Annotated in this window: 24 protein-coding genes and 1 tRNA gene; 7 read left to right on the top strand and 18 right to left on the bottom strand. The window is 56.8% G+C overall.

The genetic code is table 11. The annotated features are described in order from the left end of the window. Positions 1 to 41: 41 nt before the first annotated feature. From ACSYTG_RS01705 to ACSYTG_RS01650, 12 genes are all read right to left on the bottom strand, one after another. Complete coding sequence (locus tag ACSYTG_RS01705) at positions 42 to 809, bottom strand: DNA/RNA non-specific endonuclease (protein ID WP_489783664.1); 768 nt, start codon at positions 807 to 809, stop codon at positions 42 to 44. Between the two features lie 64 nt (positions 810 to 873). Further along, on the bottom strand, positions 874 to 1,932 hold the full coding sequence (locus tag ACSYTG_RS01700; RefSeq protein ID WP_489783662.1) for a hypothetical protein: 1,059 nt from the start codon (positions 1,930 to 1,932) through the stop codon (positions 874 to 876). A 131-nt stretch (positions 1,933 to 2,063) separates the two neighbouring features. Beyond that, on the bottom strand, positions 2,064 to 2,534 hold the full coding sequence (locus ACSYTG_RS01695; RefSeq protein WP_166115858.1) for a hypothetical protein: 471 nt from the start codon (positions 2,532 to 2,534) through the stop codon (positions 2,064 to 2,066). Continuing rightward, on the bottom strand, positions 2,534 to 2,968 hold the full coding sequence (locus ACSYTG_RS01690) for a phage tail fiber protein (RefSeq protein ID WP_253530538.1): 435 nt from the start codon (positions 2,966 to 2,968) through the stop codon (positions 2,534 to 2,536). Before ACSYTG_RS01690 ends, ACSYTG_RS01695 begins: the two co-directional genes overlap by 1 nt. Positions 2,969 to 2,970: 2 nt before the next feature. After that, positions 2,971 to 3,615: a hypothetical protein gene (locus tag ACSYTG_RS01685; RefSeq protein ID WP_489783660.1), complete on the bottom strand. Its 645-nt coding sequence runs from the start codon at positions 3,613 to 3,615 to the stop codon at positions 2,971 to 2,973. 12 nt (positions 3,616 to 3,627) lie between these two features. Continuing rightward, positions 3,628 to 3,810 carry a hypothetical protein gene (locus ACSYTG_RS01680; RefSeq protein ID WP_489783658.1) on the bottom strand — a complete coding sequence of 61 codons (183 nt, stop codon included), beginning with the start codon at positions 3,808 to 3,810 and terminating at the stop codon, positions 3,628 to 3,630. After that, positions 3,785 to 4,309: a phage terminase large subunit gene (locus ACSYTG_RS01675; RefSeq protein WP_489783656.1), complete on the bottom strand. Its 525-nt coding sequence runs from the start codon at positions 4,307 to 4,309 to the stop codon at positions 3,785 to 3,787. The genes ACSYTG_RS01680 and ACSYTG_RS01675 overlap by 26 nt, the downstream gene beginning before the upstream one ends. Then, positions 4,290 to 4,766, bottom strand: a complete 477-nt coding sequence (locus ACSYTG_RS01670) for a terminase small subunit-like protein (RefSeq protein WP_489783654.1) — start codon at positions 4,764 to 4,766, stop codon at positions 4,290 to 4,292. The genes ACSYTG_RS01675 and ACSYTG_RS01670 overlap by 20 nt, the downstream gene beginning before the upstream one ends. After that, the gene (locus ACSYTG_RS01665) at positions 4,702 to 5,121 is read right to left on the bottom strand and encodes a hypothetical protein (protein WP_278740229.1); all 420 of its coding nucleotides are present in this window, start codon (positions 5,119 to 5,121) and stop codon (positions 4,702 to 4,704) included. Before ACSYTG_RS01665 ends, ACSYTG_RS01670 begins: the two co-directional genes overlap by 65 nt. A 218-nt stretch (positions 5,122 to 5,339) precedes the next feature. Then, complete coding sequence (locus ACSYTG_RS01660; protein ID WP_491706436.1) at positions 5,340 to 5,942, bottom strand: hypothetical protein; 603 nt, start codon at positions 5,940 to 5,942, stop codon at positions 5,340 to 5,342. Positions 5,943 to 6,026: 84 nt separating this feature from the next. Next, complete coding sequence (locus ACSYTG_RS01655; RefSeq protein WP_489783650.1) at positions 6,027 to 6,602, bottom strand: hypothetical protein; 576 nt, start codon at positions 6,600 to 6,602, stop codon at positions 6,027 to 6,029. Further along, a complete protein-coding gene (locus ACSYTG_RS01650; RefSeq protein WP_489783648.1) occupies positions 6,596 to 7,321 on the bottom strand; it encodes a DUF1376 domain-containing protein in 726 nt (241 codons plus the stop codon). The genes ACSYTG_RS01655 and ACSYTG_RS01650 overlap by 7 nt, the downstream gene beginning before the upstream one ends. A 54-nt stretch (positions 7,322 to 7,375) precedes the next feature. On the opposite strand from ACSYTG_RS01650, the gene ACSYTG_RS01645 reads away from it, so the two are divergent. Continuing rightward, the gene (locus ACSYTG_RS01645; protein ID WP_233129214.1) at positions 7,376 to 8,176 is read left to right on the top strand and encodes a LexA family transcriptional regulator; all 801 of its coding nucleotides are present in this window, start codon (positions 7,376 to 7,378) and stop codon (positions 8,174 to 8,176) included. A 112-nt stretch (positions 8,177 to 8,288) separates the two neighbouring features. Further along, positions 8,289 to 8,588, top strand: coding sequence for a hypothetical protein (locus tag ACSYTG_RS01640; RefSeq protein WP_489783646.1), 300 nt, complete (start codon positions 8,289 to 8,291; stop codon positions 8,586 to 8,588). A 93-nt stretch (positions 8,589 to 8,681) separates the two neighbouring features. Here the strand turns inward: ACSYTG_RS01640 and ACSYTG_RS01635 are convergent, their stop codons facing one another. The 4 genes from ACSYTG_RS01635 to ACSYTG_RS01620 form a co-directional block, all read right to left on the bottom strand. After that, positions 8,682 to 9,020, bottom strand: a complete 339-nt coding sequence (locus ACSYTG_RS01635) for a hypothetical protein (protein ID WP_489783644.1) — start codon at positions 9,018 to 9,020, stop codon at positions 8,682 to 8,684. A 601-nt stretch (positions 9,021 to 9,621) separates the two neighbouring features. Then, the gene (locus tag ACSYTG_RS01630; protein WP_095350105.1) at positions 9,622 to 9,822 is read right to left on the bottom strand and encodes a hypothetical protein; all 201 of its coding nucleotides are present in this window, start codon (positions 9,820 to 9,822) and stop codon (positions 9,622 to 9,624) included. A gap of 3 nt (positions 9,823 to 9,825) precedes the next feature. Next, complete coding sequence (locus tag ACSYTG_RS01625; RefSeq protein WP_489783642.1) at positions 9,826 to 10,272, bottom strand: hypothetical protein; 447 nt, start codon at positions 10,270 to 10,272, stop codon at positions 9,826 to 9,828. 26 nt (positions 10,273 to 10,298) lie between these two features. Then, the gene (locus ACSYTG_RS01620) at positions 10,299 to 10,658 is read right to left on the bottom strand and encodes a hypothetical protein (RefSeq protein WP_489783640.1); all 360 of its coding nucleotides are present in this window, start codon (positions 10,656 to 10,658) and stop codon (positions 10,299 to 10,301) included. A gap of 590 nt (positions 10,659 to 11,248) precedes the next feature. Here ACSYTG_RS01620 and ACSYTG_RS01615 point away from each other — a divergent pair. The 5 genes from ACSYTG_RS01615 to ACSYTG_RS01595 all read left to right on the top strand — a co-directional run bounded on the left by ACSYTG_RS01615 (position 11,249) and on the right by ACSYTG_RS01595 (position 13,447). After that, a complete protein-coding gene (locus ACSYTG_RS01615) occupies positions 11,249 to 11,632 on the top strand; it encodes a hypothetical protein (protein WP_489783712.1) in 384 nt (127 codons plus the stop codon). Positions 11,633 to 11,954: 322 nt separating this feature from the next. Then, complete coding sequence (locus tag ACSYTG_RS01610) at positions 11,955 to 12,185, top strand: RNase A-like domain-containing protein (protein ID WP_489783710.1); 231 nt, start codon at positions 11,955 to 11,957, stop codon at positions 12,183 to 12,185. Continuing rightward, positions 12,157 to 12,540 (top strand): hypothetical protein, encoded by a 384-nt coding sequence (locus ACSYTG_RS01605; protein WP_489783638.1) that lies wholly within the window; start codon positions 12,157 to 12,159, stop codon positions 12,538 to 12,540. The genes ACSYTG_RS01610 and ACSYTG_RS01605 overlap by 29 nt, the downstream gene beginning before the upstream one ends. 321 nt (positions 12,541 to 12,861) lie before the next feature. After that, positions 12,862 to 13,089 (top strand): RNase A-like domain-containing protein, encoded by a 228-nt coding sequence (locus tag ACSYTG_RS01600; RefSeq protein WP_489783708.1) that lies wholly within the window; start codon positions 12,862 to 12,864, stop codon positions 13,087 to 13,089. Continuing rightward, positions 13,064 to 13,447, top strand: a complete 384-nt coding sequence (locus ACSYTG_RS01595) for a hypothetical protein (protein ID WP_489783636.1) — start codon at positions 13,064 to 13,066, stop codon at positions 13,445 to 13,447. The genes ACSYTG_RS01600 and ACSYTG_RS01595 overlap by 26 nt, the downstream gene beginning before the upstream one ends. A gap of 86 nt (positions 13,448 to 13,533) precedes the next feature. Here ACSYTG_RS01595 and ACSYTG_RS01590 read toward each other — a convergent pair. Then, a tRNA-Lys gene (locus tag ACSYTG_RS01590) sits at positions 13,534 to 13,609 on the bottom strand. Between the two features lie 202 nt (positions 13,610 to 13,811). Next, positions 13,812 to 14,303: a peptidylprolyl isomerase gene (locus ACSYTG_RS01585; protein WP_086639914.1), complete on the bottom strand. Its 492-nt coding sequence runs from the start codon at positions 14,301 to 14,303 to the stop codon at positions 13,812 to 13,814. Positions 14,304 to 14,325: the final 22 nt, after the last annotated feature.

The following is a 14,325-nucleotide window of genomic DNA, read 5'->3' as shown; positions in this document are numbered from 1 at the left end:
TCCTGCCCGCCCTGCCCCAAAGGGTGGGAGCCACACAACATTCAGGGGGAGGGCAGATGCCACACCTGTGCCTTGACCTGCGCAGGAACGGCAGGGAACGGGTCCACCCCCGTATTGCGGATAAGGGTCTGCACACTTACCTGATCGCAATGAGGGTGAACGGGGCGGTTTTTGCACACATACACCCCCGCCCTGCCCCGCGAGGGGGAGTAAACGGCTTTCCATACCGAGCTGGGCACATACACACGGTCATGCCCCTGCGTGGCAATGGGGCGTAAATGAAAAGCCGGTCCTGTAACCACATACAGTTCGCCCTCGCGCTCGGCCAGCAGGCGCACCTTATGCTCCATACGTGCCCAGATCCCCTTGTTGAGCACAGAGGCCTGGGGAACAATGTTGGACAGGGCATAGGTTTCCTGCTGGGCCTGTAGGGTTGGCTGGTCCCCACTGGGGGCCATGTGCCCGCGGTCATAAGGTTTTGTGCGCCTGTAATCGCTCAGCGCGGCGCCACCGGGCCAGCGCGGGTCGGCATAAAAATGCCCCTTGCGCGGCAGGTCAGCCGCAGCAGTCAGATCATTCGCCCGCAGATGTTCCGCCGCCCATAACGGCCCGTGTGACACGGTGGACACAAGGGCCGCATACCCAAGGTTACACAGCAGGGTTGTCCCCCGTTCCAGCCGGGGGTTGGTCAGGGCCGGCAACTGGGCATTCACCCCGAATGCCTGGCATTGTTCCTCCACCGCCCAAGCGGGAACAGCAACAGAACACCATACAAAAAAAGCCAGTACCACACGCATGGGGCGCACCATAAACCAGTTTCCTGCCCGTATGATAGACCATGCCAGCCCCCTGCACCGCTCAACGGCCCAGAGCCTAGAACTGCCCCATATTGGCCTGCCGTGCCTGCATGCGCAGTGTGCTCATCCAGTGGGCGACCTCATTCCCAATAGCCTGTGGTGTGCTGTTTGGGGCGTTGACTGTAATCTGTGCCTGCACCGCAGGGGCGGAAGCTGTGAAGGGGAGCACCATACTGGCAACCCCCACGGCCCGGCTGGTGACATGCAGGTAATCCGGCACAGGGGGGAGTACCCCCTGTGCAGCTCCCTCCTGCCGCCCAGACACACCCGCATGGCGCAGAACACCCGCCATAAGCCCGGCATGGTGCGGCATGGCGCGCATTGTGCCGTAAACACCGTGCAGCCTGCGCACAGCCCCAAGCGCCGCACCCTTTTGTGCCGGTGTGGCCACCATATGCCCTAGCAGCACGGCCGCGCCATGCCCGGCTGGCACGTAAACCTTTTGCCCATACCCGCCTGCAATGGCGCGCATGGCACTCCCCCCTCCGGCATAAGGCACCAGAACGGAAGACTGGTGGGAGACGGAGGACAGCAAAAATGCCTGCTCGGGGGGAGCCACCAACACAACACCCCTCCGCACACCAGTGCCCTGCGGCGCGGCCCCGGTAAAGACCATGCCGGGCGAGGCCCCACCCTGCCGGGCTGCCATAGCCTGCACCGCTCCATCTGGTGCCACAAATTGCTGTGGCATCTGCCACAGGGCGGGCGATAACGGGCGGTCCTGCGACCATTTTTGCAAAAATTCGCTTAAAGTGGACGAGCTTTTGCCAACCTGCCCTAATGGCTGCACCGCAGGGGGGAACATTCCGGGGGAGAGTGCTACCATACCCGGCACCTGTGCCCCGGCCAGCCCAACTCCTTGCGCCCGCGCCATTGGGGGCATGGCCATAAGAGCTGCCACCACACCCCGCCCGCCCGCGCCCCCCGGCCTGAGCGGAGAAGCCCCGCCCTGCGCGGCCCCCACCAGCACAGACAGCACCGCCCGCGCCATTGCAGCATGCACCGGCACCGCGCCTGCCCCACCGGAATACCGGGGCACCAAGGCGGCAGTCAGGCACTGTGTTAGCGTTGCCATTGCGTTTTACCTGTTAAAGCGTTTGATAAGGGCCATTTCCAGCAGGTTTTCAAAATCCTCGCTGTCATAAACGGTTTGCAGCTCGCACAGGCTGGCCAGCCCTTCAAGCATGACCAGCGCGTGCCGCTCGCTTACATTGGGGCATCGGGCGGCGGCGCGCCGGGTTCCGTCTGAAGCAGGGCCGACAGAAGGGAAAACAACGGGCCGACGCCTTTGAAAAAATCCACATGCAGGGCAAAAGCTTCCTTCTGGAGCCAGCCAACAGTGGGGATTTCCTCCAGATCGCTCTCATCCAGCGGGCGGCGCACGGCGGCGTTGCGCGGGTCGGGCTGTACGCTCACACACCGCATGAGCCGCTCCAGCAGGCTGTCCATCCGCTCGGGGTCCATGGCACCAAAAATGCCCAGCCCCACGGCTGCAAGCCCGGCCAGCCCGGCATCCACCTCCAGCCCCGGAATATCCGCGCCCGAGGCAATGGCCGCCTGCAGGCAGTGCCGCCCCCACTGGTCCGCCTCCATGGCGGACATGCGGGTAATGACAAACACCTTGCCGTAATCCGCCCCTTCAAGCGGGACGGTCACGCTGGTCTGGCGGATAGCCATTACAGCCCCGCCGGGTAAATAGCCTGCCAGCTTACGGCAAAATGCCGGTCTGCCAGCAAACGCCCGGCACTGGGCATGGGGGACACACCACGCAGCACACCATTGACCAGTGTGTATTTGCGGCCTGTGCCGGTGAGCGTAATTTCCGCCCCAAGGCGGTAGAGCGTGCGCGCGGTCTGCTGGGCGGTCATAATGGCTTCAAACACGATGACGCTCTCGCTCGCGGCAGAAAGCGTAATGGACTGCTCCACGGGTTCGGGCACAAAACCCGCGTTCAGGTAACCATCTATCGACATCTGGGTATGCGCGCAGTTCTGCTCCGCCACATCCCACGCCCGGTCGGTTGAAAAGTTCTTGAGTGTAACGGGCGCATTATACAGGCCCGGCACGGTTATGGTGAAAATGGCATTGGCTGCCGAAATATCGAGCGCCATAATTACTGTACCTCAACACTGTTCAGGGTAATAGCCTGCACGCTCTGGCCATCTGCGTACCACAGGCGCGCGGGCGGGGTGGTGCGCGCCACACGGAAGGACGCGGCAGCGCTGGACACGTTGGGCATAAAATACCACCCCCGCGTGGCCACGCTATCCGCCGCTGTAGCCATGGCCGAGGCATTGTTGATCTGCTGCCTTTGCGCCGTGCTTAACGCCACACCGGGCTGAATGGCCCCAAAACCCAGTGCCTGCGTAATGGTGCCCTGCACGGCGGCGGCCACCAGGGTATCACCCTCCGTATTGTACGGAATCTGCCCGGTATTGAGCAAAAGGGTGATCAGGTCCGAGGTCAGGCTGGCATTGAGCCAGATCTGGTTGACGTAACTATCCGCCCACAGGAACGGGCCAGACACACAACCGGGCCGCATGAACTGGAACGTGCTGGAGCCGTTGGCATATGCACCGTAAAAATTGTAGCCGTTATCCAGCAGTGTTGCGGCCATTGTGCCATCCACCACAGGCGGCACAATCAGCCCCGATGCATCCTGCACCATGGCCAGCGTCTGCCGCCCCGCCGTTGTGCCAAAGGAGAGGGACGCCAGCCCTTCGTCCATAGCCAGTGCAGCCGCCCCTACCCCACGCACCCCGCGTGGGGGCTAGTAAGGCAGAAACAGCGCCGCCGCCCGGCCTGCAAAAATCTGGGCTGCGGAAAAACTCTGGTAATCCCCTTCCCACACATGCCCGTATTCATCGGGGCGGGTGCGTTGGTCCTCCAGCCGCTCTGTTGGCAAGGTGCCCTGATCAAACCACGGGTTATCCGACCAGTTGGCCCGCACCACGGAAAAACGCATCCACCGCATCGGTTGGAGCATGAGGGTTCCATGATGCCCAGATTTCTGCCCCTTTTTTGCGCAAAGTGGGCCGCAGCATACGCCAGCTCAGGGCGGAGACAGACTGCGCCTCCTCCACCCATGCCCGGTCAAACCCTTCGAGTGACTTCAGGCTTTCTGCCGTGTGGTTCTGCATACCCTGAAACACAATTAACCCATCCCCCGGTGTGCGAATGGCCCTGTCCTGCACATCAAAATACCGTTGCAGGTTAAACTGGCTGATTTTATCAATAATCAACTGGCGGGAGGACAACTGGGTGGATTTCTGCACCTCCCGGATGCACACCGTGCGGTGCCCTGCCAGCCGCAGATGCTCCTCCACCACGCATTCGCCAAAAAAATGCGACTTGCCCGACCCCCGCCCCCCATAAGCGCCTTTGTAACGGCACGGAGCCAGCAGGGGTGCGAACACCCTTGCCGTGGGTATTTTAAGGCTTGGTCTGCTCATTTTTTACTGCTTCTCGCACCTGCGGGTCCACAATCACACGGCGAATGGTGCGGGGCCTGCCATCGGGCCGGGCCGCGGGGGGCTCCTGTGGTTCACCTGCTGCTTTTTCGCCGTAGCGGGCGGGCGCATGCTTGGACATGATCCATTTGAGGGTATCAATCCGCAGGCGCATGGCGGCTGTATCTTCCCCGCTAATGCTATGGACCTCCTGCAACAGCCGGTCTTCAAACGCTTCTGCTGCCAGCACTCTTGCGCGGGCGTAGCGGCTGGCCAGTGTGGGGCTTGCACGCAGGCTGGCGCGCATATGCTCCCATGTTGGCATGCCCGCCCCCGTGCTGATCTGGCGCAGGGTGTGGCCTTCCTCCGCCTGACTGAAGATATGCTCCCAGACCTCAGGCGTAATAGCCGGTTCGGGCAGTACCGTTACGGGAACTGGTGTTTTTTTGCATGCAGGCATGGGTGCTGGCCTTATTGTGGGGCGTGGTCTTGTGCGGCCAGCCTCCTTCCACCGTCTGGCTGGTACGCTCGCGCGCGATCATGGCGTGAATGCGCTGCATGGCAGGCTGGGGGAGCTGCCCCACAACCGGCCCACGCACCGCCCGCTCGCGCACCACACAGCGCACGCGCACCTCTGGCGGCAGATTGGCCTGCGCACTCTCGCACCACGAAAGGGGAACATCGGCCCTGTGGCGTGTATTTTCCGCCTCGGGCACCAAAAAGCAGAGCAAGGGCAGGCCCGCACGCAGGCCAACGCACACGGCATCCGTGCGGTGCAGGCGCACCACATCGGCATAGCTGACTGACTGGATCATGATTTTTCCACAAATGGGGAATACGGCCCTGTGTGCCGCGTAGCGCCCAGCCCATAAAAAAAGCCGCCCGGTGGGGCGGCTTGCTGCGGTCTGGCGCAGGAATTCCAATGTAGATATTTACATACGCAGGCTGCGCGCACATGGCAAGTTAAAAAAAACGCACATTGTGCATATTTTTTACAAATCCATGCCTTGCACCAGCTTTTTTCCCGACCGGCCTAGCCTGCCGCCACACCAGAACGCGGTTTTTTACGGTTCTGGTTTGCCCGGCGCAGACTGTTATAAAATCCTTCAAGCTGCTCCAGCAGCATGGCGCACTGGGCAGAAACCTTGAGCCGCGCCCGCGCATCTGACAGATGCGGAAAAAGCACGCGCCCCATCTGCATGAATGACAGCTCATCCACCAGCATCAGTTTAAGCCGCACATCAGCGCACAAACCAAGAGCGTGGCGCACATCGGCTAGACGGCCAGCGGCGTGCGCGCGTGTCATCTGCCAGGACACATCATCATGCCGGGTCAGGGTATTAGGCGTATGGTTTGTGGGGTATTCAATATGCCCCACATAGGCAAACACCCAGTCCTTATACCAGCGTTCCGCTGCATTGGCGGCATCTTGGGTAATATCACGCGCATTCAGCAGCGCCTGCACCGTACCCAGCACCTGCAACGGGTTGCACGGCGTTGCCGTGTCCACCGCAAAGATGGACTTTTCCATCCGCTCGGGCGTGGGCTGGCACCCTGCCTGCGCGGATAAAAGACCCGCATGGGGTACTCCACCCTGTTTTTTGGAAACCTGCGTGTGGGATGCATTCATTTGCATAAAATCCTTGCCTGCCCTGCCTTTTCCACCTTTTTGGAGAAAACGGGCCATAAACTGTTCAATTTTTTGTAAAGTGGCGCGCAATCAGGTCCGATTTTGCATACAATCCACATTATCCACAGGGTTGTACACAGGCTGTAGCGCATGGTGCTGCTCCCATTGTGCCCAGCGCAGCTCCTGCGCCTGTGCGCGCGCCATGCGCCGGTCGGCCTCTGCCACCATCAGGCGCAACCGGCCCTGCGTGGCGCGGGCCTCGCCACACTGTGCCTCCAGCAACGCCACCAACTGTGCCGCGGATGGAAAAAACGTAAACGCCACAAGGGCACGGCGCACAGTGGCCTCGCTCCATGCCAGTGCTGGCACTGTGGCGCAGGCTGTAACCAGCGCCACACAACGCAGTTGCAGGGCCACGCCGGGCAGTGGGTTAACCACGCCCGCGTTCAGCATTTCGGCAAACTCCTCTACCCTGCTGGTCAGTTCCAGCACAGGTAGGGGAGACAGGGCGCGGGTATAGGCTGGCAGAAGGGCGCGTGCCTCGTCCACAAGGGCAGATGGGGGAGCAAACCCTCCGGGGCGAAACGCCTCCAGCTGGCCAGCCAGTGCGGGGCTGGGCTGGGGCAGGTCCGCCATGCCGTGGCCCTGCGCGTTCAGGCTCAACATTCCGCACCACCGGGTTTGTCATCATCCGCCATGTGGGGCTGTGCCTCTGGCGTGTTACGCGCTGGCTCCCGCCCCTGTTTGCGGGCCGCGCTGCGCTGCCTCAACCGCGCGGCCTGCTCCTCCAGCGGGTGTGGCACATGCGCCTTGCTGGAACGCCCCCGCGCTAAATCCGCCTGATTATTCCCCCGCGAACGCAGTGAGCGACTCTTGCTCTCCCTATCACTCTCCCTTGCATCTGCGTGGGCTGTGCCGTGGCATGCGGGGGCCTGTGTGGGGGGAGCACTCTCCTCCGGCGCATGCCCCCAGCGGCGGGCCGCACGGGCACGCTGGGCCAGACGGGCCTTCCAGGCCTGATTGGCTTTTTGCGCAATAACGGGGTGGTACAGCCGCCCATCAGAGCAGACGACCCATCCGTGCAGGGCCACCGTGCGCAGCGTGGGCCACCGCCCACCCGCACCGGACAAATGCGCCAGAACCCGGTCGTTATGCGGCAGGCTGCCCGCTGGCACCTGCTGCCATGCCTTGCACCACAAGGCTACGGCGCATTTAAACCCGTCCCCCGTGCTCAGGGCGAACAGGTCGCTATCCAGCAGGCGGCAGGTATCGAGCGGCATAAAGGGCAGACCCCGCAAATCGCTCTGCGGTGGGGTCATTGGGGCGGGAAAAGGCCGGGGCGGCTCTTGCACCGCATCCGGCAGGCTGGTATGTGCGTTGTTCATGCACATAATGTGCGTATTAAAAATACAAACTGCAAGCGGTTTTTACGCACTGACATGCACGACACTTTTGACCACAATGCAGGCATGAACCAGAATCGGATCACGGACAGGCTTAAAACCCTGCGCGAGCGCGCCGGTTATACGATTCGTGAGTTTGCGCGCGACCTGGGGTACGGAGAGAAGTTTTCCTCCTACCGCATGTATGAGACCTCCTACAAAAAGGATGTGCTGCCCTTACCCATGGTCAAATCCATGGTGCCATTGCTCAATGGCAGGGGAGACCCGCCCATTACCGCCAACGAGGTATGGAACCTTGCCGGTGTAAGCATGGGGGAAGCGGGCCTTGTGGCCAAAATGACCCCCCAGCCTACGCCCGCGCCAGCCCCACCCCAGCCCGATACCCTGCCCCCGGCGGGCTCCGGCCGCATTGCCATACCTGAGTATGATGTCATCACATCGGCCGGGCCGGGCTGTGTGCCGGTTCTGTGCGCCCCGCAGGACGGGTTGCGCCCGGTGGAACACTGGACCCTGCCGCGTGGCTACGTTGCGGCTTTTTCCGAAACACCAGACACGCTGGCCATTGTCCGCGTGGCGGGGGACAGCATGGAGCCAGACTACCAGTCCGGAGACAGGGTGCTGGTGGACACAGCCCACCGTATTCCTTCCCCCCCCGGTGTGTATGTTCTGTGGGACGGGTTTGGCCTTGTGCTCAAACGGCTGGAACTGATCCCCGGCATGGAGGAGCCCCGGCGGGTGCGGATCATGAGCATTAACAGCGCCTATTCCACCTACGAGCTCACACTGGAAGAAATCAGCATTAACGGCCGTGTTGTGGGCAAATGGACCTGGAAGTAACGCCCAGCCCTCCATAAGCCCGCACTCCCCCGCACACATATGCGTGTTATGAGGTCTTGCGTTGTGCGTTTATTACGCACATACTGGCCGCGTGTTGTTGAGGGAGAACACTTTGGAAGCACATCCGCCCTGCCCCGACCACCGCCACGCGGCGCTGGTCGATGCCTATACTCACGCTGCCCGGCGCGGCCTGTTCAGCACCGATACGCTGCCCAGCGCCACGGCGCAGGAGCTTGCCCGTTACGAGCAGGCCATCCTGCACCTGCGCGCAGCCAGCCACAGCCTGCAATGGCCTTTTTACACCAACACCATCTTTGCCGCCGACCAGCACCGCTACTGCGAGGAAAGCATAGGCGAGATTGTACAAACCGTGCGCGACCTGCTGGAACGCCAACAACAGCCTTTGGGGTAACGCCACGCGAAGTCTCGCGTAGATGATCGCGATGTATTAAGCGGGACCATCTTCGTCAACCGAATCGCCTTGCACTGACGAACCGGTCGAGAATCACTCTATGTGTCTAGAAATAAGAAATGTCGTAACATCAGACATCGAACACTCTTCGTAAGAAGATTCACTCGAAGTAATAACTTCAAATACAAGCTTACCATCATTGGAAAAATAAGTGATATCATATATTTCTTTAAAAAGACCGTTTGGTAGAGCTTGGTATGCCAAAAGAACAACTTTTGTCTTATCTTCATTTATTTTATCTAGATCAACAATTTCTGCGTTCTTCATACCCATAAGGGCCATAGTTTTTGGCCAATGCTCACACGCTGGTGGGGATTGAGCATAAGCATAATTTGTGAATACGAAAGAAATAAACAAGTATAAATATTTCATCTTACTATCCTTATAATATAATCATTGCTGTTCCATATCCGCTACCGCGTATCAGGTTTGACGATAATGCATCCATTTGATGCTTCTCCAGAATAACCAGCACTCTCTCCATGCATCACAAATCCCGTTCTTCCGTAAACATTGGTGCCCTTTATAGGAGTCAGGCGCACCATATATGCGCCTGACGGAATGGCTTCCCAATGGAGTCTGTGCCACGAGGGATAGGAGCAGTGTTATAAACTAGCTTGTTGTGTGGCTGGTTTTTTCCCCCACTCCTATGCCTGCATGACCACTCACAGTAATGCTGTTGTTGAATTTAGAAAGCCTGTAGATTGACTATATTCCCAAGGCATACACCCATCCTCCTGAAATGAAATTCGCCAAATTAATCTATTAAGCATGGCATTATCGGTAAGAGGCCATGCGTGCAGCCGGTTTTTATGCGCCGAGACAGCACTTCCAGCACAAAACCCGGGACTAAACACCTAGTCTGGCCAGCCACCGTCACGCTGGGCGAGCAGGCGCAGGGTTACGGCCAGCGCAACCCCCACCAGCCCTACTAGCCCCCCACCCAGCACCATACCGCACTCAAAATCCACACTCATGATGCCTGAATAGCCGCGTTGTCAGCCTGACATTTGGCAAAGAGTGCCGCAATATCCGCATCACTCGGGCCTGTGCCGCTTTTGCTTTGCGCAATGGCGCTCAAAACCGTGTCATACGCTTCGGGACCATATTTTTCCGCCAGAGAGACCACAGTCCCTACAATACCCAGTATGGCGCTAATTTCTGCTGCGGTCATGGTTCATTCCTTCCCATTGGTGGATACGGACACAGCCGCATTAGCCTGCGTGGCAGTGGTGGCCGTACTTGCCGTCGTGGCCAAGGTACATGCAGCCGGAGTGCTCCCTGCGGTAAGCCCGCTCCAGCAGGTGGAAAACGCGGCAAAATCCGCCTGCAGGGCTGCAACGGCTGTTTCGGCCAGCGTGTTCCCGGCCTGTATGGACTGCTCAAGTGCGCTCAGTTCGTCCAGCACACTCTGACTGGCCTTGCGGGCAAGGGCTTTTTGCCCGGCACTCAGGCTTACCCCGTGCACGTGCCCTGCCATAATATCGGGCATCGGGCTGGCCAGCAGGTGGTACGCACTGGCCGTATCATACACGGCCTGACGCAACTTGCCCTGAGCAGTTTGCGCACACGAACACAGTAGGCACAGCACCGCAAGGCTGCCTGCTTTGACATAATTTTTCATATTTATTGTTCCTGAAAGGAAAATTTTTAAGGTGTAGTTTTCCCTGCAACCACACATTCCGTGGCCGCAGCTCCGGCCTCCGCAGCAGGCACGCTGGCAGACGGGGTCTTAACCAGATGGGCCGCCATATAGGGCACGGCGTACTGCACCCCCAGCCCCGGCACCCGCACAATCTGGTACAGCACAACCAGCAGCCGCCCATGCACGGGCGCGGGCACAGCCGCGGTTATGGCCGCACAGGTGACCATACCAGCACAAATAACAAGCGCCAGATTTGGGGGAAGAACAGAAAAAAACGAGGGAATAAAAGCAACAATGGCAGCAACCTTGGCTGTATTGCGCGTAACTGACCCCATAACGGGCACATTGTGGCCTGTATCGGCCATGTTCAGAACCTCCATTTAACGGATTGGTCGTCTGCCCACTACCCGCCAGCCCCAAGGCCACAGCCCACATGCCGCACGCGGGATTTTTCCATACCCTGAATACAAAAAAACCTGCCCCTGACAGGCAGGAACAGGTGCTCAAGGATTATAAGGCGGAAGGGGTTATAAGGGCGTCTGGCATGTCTTGCGCAACGCTAGGGCGTTGTCCCAAAGGGCGCAGAATAGGCAACGATAAAAAACCTATGCCACACATTGCGCGCATAAACACTGTTTTTTATTCTGCCACACATCCCAGCAACAACACCTACTGAGCAAACCCGTCCCTAACACGAGGGATACCCCCTCAGAACACGAGCGCACACTCTCAAGGTAGGTGACTATGTCCTCCTAAAATAGGCTGCTCCAACCAACAAATATATGGAATATCGGTTTAAAAAAGGAAAAAGATCCAGTCATTTAATTTTTACTATGCAGGACGCCCGCCGGACATATTATTTACAAAGTGCTCAAGGATGCCCAAGATGGAGCGTAAGACTGCGCGGTATATCCGTATTGCAATGATCAAAAAGCACCCCACGCATGAGTTTACTATGTCCAAACTGCTAAAATGTACAAATCATGATATTCGCACCATATTTCCGCGTCTAGCCGATCTGGGTGCCTGTTCCTTCGGCGAGGATCCTGATATTTTTGGCGATACGTTGGCAGAAGTTGTTGAAAATGCGCCACAAGGTCATGGCCTGCTGTTCAAACAGCAAACAGTCAACGAATTAAAGACTTTACTGGCTTGCAATGAGGCAGAACTCAACCATGCAAGCTTTGCTTTGATCGCCATAAGTCCTACTGAAGAGGTTGAAGAACCACCTAATTGGGGCAATTTTCCAACCTTGCGGGCGTTCTGGTCTGCCACCCTCTACAGTTTTGAACATGACCCCGAGGTACAGGCGGGAAAAGAGATTAACACAGATATGTAAAGACGGGTCATTCGCGTGGCATCAGCAGATGCGTAACCGACTGACCTTCAGGCATGCAGACATCACTTGGAAACACTTCCACCGTCCTTCACCTTACGCGCCTCAGCCAGCCAGATCAGACGCCAACCAGAATCTCATCTCACATCACTGGCAGAAAAGATTTGATGGCGACCGTAATGAATCACGACCGCATAATCTCAAGATAGGAGGCCATATACTACGAAAACACATCGCTCTCAGCGACGAATATATTAAACGTCGGATTGCAAATTAAAAACTTCCAGTATTTTCATTCTTTACTACACAGGCAGTAGCCGAATTTATTATTCACAAAGCACTCAAAAATAACGCCTCCAAGATTGATACCTGGCTCAAGAATACCAAAGATGGAGCGGAAATGGTGCTTGACCAAAATATCTCTGAAAGGGAAACTGTTGTCATTGAAAAAGCCGATCGTCTGCGTAAGACTGCACGGTATATTCGCATTACAATTATCAAAAAAGAACATAATGGGTTAGTTTACTATGTCCAAACTGCTAGAATGTACAAATAATGATATTCGCAACATATTCCCGCGTATCAAAAATCTGGGTGCCAGTTCCTTCGGCGAGGATGCTGATATTTTTGGCGCTACATTGGCGGAAGTTATTGAAAATGCACCGCAAGGTCATGACCTGCTATTCAAACAGCAAACAGTCAACGAATTAAAGAATTTACTGGCTTGCAATGATGCAGAAATCGACCATGTAAGCTTTGCTTTGATCGCCATAAGTCCTACTGAAGAGGTTGAAGAACCACCGAATTGGGGCAGTTTTCCAACCCTGCGGGCGTTCTGGTCTGCCACCCTCCACAGTTTTGAAAATGACCCCGAGGTACAGGCGGGAAAAGAGATTAACCCAGATATGTAAAGGCGGGTCATTCGCGTGGCATTAACAGATGCATACCGGCTGACCTTCAGGCATGCTGACATCACTTGGGAACACTTCCACCGTCCTTCACCTTACGCGTCTCAACCAGCCAGATCAGGCGCAAACCAGAACCTCATCTCACATCACTGCTAGAAAAGATTTGATGACGACCGTAATGAATCACTACCGCATAATCTCAAGGTAGGGGGCCATATACTACGAAAACACATTGCTCTCAGAGACGAATATATTAAGCATCAGTTTATAAAGTAAAAACTGCCATAAGATTCATTATTTACTACACAGTCATAAGTAGACCGTATTATTCAAAAAACACTTAAAAATAACGTATCCAATATTGATGCCTGGCTCAAGAATGCCAAAGATGGAGCGGAAATGCTATTAGACCAAAATATCTCTGAAAGGGAAACTGTTGTCATTGAAAAAGCTAATCGTCAGCGTAAGACTGTACGGTATATTCGCATTACAATTACCAAAAAAGAACATAATAGGTTAGTTTACTATGTCCAAACTGCTAGACTTGAATAAATTTGATATTATTGACTTATTCCCGCGCCTGACCGATCTGGGTACGGGCTCGTTTGGCGAGGATGCTAATATTTTTAGCGATACCTTGGCAGAGGCTATTGAAAATGCACCACAAGGTCATGACCTGCTATTCAAACAGCAAACAGTCAACGAACTAAAGACTTTACTGGCTTGCAATGAGGCGGAACTCAACCATGCAAGCTTTGCCTTGATCCGCATAAGTCCCACTGAAGAGGTTGAAGAACCATCTAATTGGGGCAGTTTTCCAACCCTGCGGGCGTTCTGGTCTGCCGTCCTCCACGTTTTTGAAAATGACCCCGAGGTGCAGGCGGGAAAAGAGATTGACCCGAGTATATAGAAGCGGGTCATTCGCTAGCATGAATGTATAACCTTACTTTCTAACCATTCAAAAAATGGCCGTCTTTAGCGCTTTTTGGGGAGAAATGGTGAGCCGGGAGGGACTCGAACCCTCGACCATTCGATTAAAAGTCGAATGCTCTACCAGCTGAGCTACCGGCTCACACATGGAACCACGCGGGCGGTCATGGACCGTGCGTGATGGGGCTGTTCCTAACCGGATTAACCCCCTGCGTCAAGCGCACAAAGGCATTTTTCCGCCTCTTTGTGCCACATCATGCCCGTTGGGGCACATACGCGGCCATAGCCTGTTAAGGCCCATACAAAAACGGCCCGCCGGGTTAGGGCGGGCCGTTTGCGTGGGATCAGGCTTCTGCCTTGTCCGCCGGAACCATTTTGGCAATCCGGTCGGGCTCGTTCACCACGCCGGACATGCCGGAGCCACGTTTGATCTTGTCCACGTTCTCCATGCCTTCAACCACTTCACCCACAATGGTGTACTGGCCATCCAGATGGGGGGAGGGTTCGAACATGATAAAGAACTGGCTGTTCGCGCTGTTCGGGTCAGAGGTACGCGCCATGCCAATGGTGCCACGCTCAAACTTGGCCTTGTTGGTAAATTCGGCGGGCAGGTCCGGCAGGTCGGAACCGTGCATGCCCGTACCCGTGGGGTCACCACCCTGAGCCATAAAGCCGGGGATAACGCGGTGGAAAGCCACGTTGTCATAAAAACCCTGTTCGGCCAGCGTGCGCAGGCGTTCGGCCGCCTTGGGGGCAAGGTCGGGGCGCAGGCGGATAACCACGCGGCCTGCGGGCACATCCATGTAAATCAGGTCTTTTTTATCTTCTGTGGACATCAGAAACTCTCCTGTTAAGGCA

Source organism: Acetobacter sp. ESL1128 (assembly GCF_058505085.1).
The sequence above is the reverse complement of the archived record's forward strand: the minus strand, read 5'-3'. Positions and strand labels throughout refer to the sequence as shown.

Excerpts from the sequence above, each read along its gene's own strand:
- ACSYTG_RS01705 (WP_489783664.1), bottom strand. The coding sequence starts at position 809 with ATGGTGCGCCCCATGCGTGTGGTACTGGCTTTTTTTGTATGGTGTTCT.
- ACSYTG_RS01700 (WP_489783662.1), bottom strand. The coding sequence starts at position 1,932 with ATGGCAACGCTAACACAGTGCCTGACTGCCGCCTTGGTGCCCCGGTAT.
- ACSYTG_RS01695 (WP_166115858.1), bottom strand. The coding sequence starts at position 2,534 with ATGGCTATCCGCCAGACCAGCGTGACCGTCCCGCTTGAAGGGGCGGAT.
- ACSYTG_RS01690 (WP_253530538.1), bottom strand. The coding sequence starts at position 2,968 with ATGGCGCTCGATATTTCGGCAGCCAATGCCATTTTCACCATAACCGTG.
- ACSYTG_RS01675 (WP_489783656.1), bottom strand. The coding sequence starts at position 4,309 with ATGAGCAGACCAAGCCTTAAAATACCCACGGCAAGGGTGTTCGCACCC.
- ACSYTG_RS01670 (WP_489783654.1), bottom strand. The coding sequence starts at position 4,766 with ATGCCTGCATGCAAAAAAACACCAGTTCCCGTAACGGTACTGCCCGAA.
- ACSYTG_RS01665 (WP_278740229.1), bottom strand. The coding sequence starts at position 5,121 with ATGATCCAGTCAGTCAGCTATGCCGATGTGGTGCGCCTGCACCGCACG.
- ACSYTG_RS01660 (WP_491706436.1), bottom strand. The coding sequence starts at position 5,942 with ATGCAAATGAATGCATCCCACACGCAGGTTTCCAAAAAACAGGGTGGA.
- ACSYTG_RS01655 (WP_489783650.1), bottom strand. The coding sequence starts at position 6,602 with ATGTTGAGCCTGAACGCGCAGGGCCACGGCATGGCGGACCTGCCCCAG.
- ACSYTG_RS01650 (WP_489783648.1), bottom strand. The coding sequence starts at position 7,321 with ATGAACAACGCACATACCAGCCTGCCGGATGCGGTGCAAGAGCCGCCC.
- ACSYTG_RS01645 (WP_233129214.1), top strand. The coding sequence starts at position 7,376 with ATGCACGACACTTTTGACCACAATGCAGGCATGAACCAGAATCGGATC.
- ACSYTG_RS01635 (WP_489783644.1), bottom strand. The coding sequence starts at position 9,020 with ATGAAATATTTATACTTGTTTATTTCTTTCGTATTCACAAATTATGCT.
- ACSYTG_RS01630 (WP_095350105.1), bottom strand. The coding sequence starts at position 9,822 with ATGACCGCAGCAGAAATTAGCGCCATACTGGGTATTGTAGGGACTGTG.
- ACSYTG_RS01625 (WP_489783642.1), bottom strand. The coding sequence starts at position 10,272 with ATGAAAAATTATGTCAAAGCAGGCAGCCTTGCGGTGCTGTGCCTACTG.
- ACSYTG_RS01620 (WP_489783640.1), bottom strand. The coding sequence starts at position 10,658 with ATGGCCGATACAGGCCACAATGTGCCCGTTATGGGGTCAGTTACGCGC.
- ACSYTG_RS01615 (WP_489783712.1), top strand. The coding sequence starts at position 11,249 with ATGTCCAAACTGCTAAAATGTACAAATCATGATATTCGCACCATATTT.
- ACSYTG_RS01605 (WP_489783638.1), top strand. The coding sequence starts at position 12,157 with ATGTCCAAACTGCTAGAATGTACAAATAATGATATTCGCAACATATTC.
- ACSYTG_RS01595 (WP_489783636.1), top strand. The coding sequence starts at position 13,064 with ATGTCCAAACTGCTAGACTTGAATAAATTTGATATTATTGACTTATTC.
- ACSYTG_RS01585 (WP_086639914.1), bottom strand. The coding sequence starts at position 14,303 with ATGTCCACAGAAGATAAAAAAGACCTGATTTACATGGATGTGCCCGCA.